This window comes from Endozoicomonas atrinae (assembly GCF_001647025.1).
GTDB classification, from domain to species: Bacteria; Pseudomonadota; Gammaproteobacteria; order Pseudomonadales; family Endozoicomonadaceae; genus Endozoicomonas; species Endozoicomonas atrinae.
The window spans coordinates 1-208 of the sequence record NZ_LUKQ02000980.1 but is presented as its reverse complement, the minus strand read 5'-3'; the positions used below and the strand labels follow the sequence as shown (position 1 = coordinate 208).

1 protein-coding gene is annotated in these 208 nt (G+C 46.6%); it reads right to left on the bottom strand.

Annotated features, from left to right (window positions below):
- Positions 1 to 208, bottom strand: a 208-nt coding sequence (locus AK963_RS36515) for a hypothetical protein (RefSeq protein ID WP_238593929.1), incomplete at both ends; no start/stop codon positions are given.

Sequence of the window (208 nt, the reverse complement as noted above, 5' to 3'; positions counted from 1 at the left end):
CTGCCTGACTGGATCCATGCCATGCCCAGACTGCCATCGGATAACTGGGTAATGGCAGGGTAATTTTGCTCAGTTGAAGAATTGGTTAACTGAATCTCTTGCGCGTCTCTTGCTGTTCCATCAGCATTAAACCGCCGCATATATAAATCGTATTGGCCACCACTGCCTATATACTGGTGAACATCACTCCAGACAGCAATAAATCCAC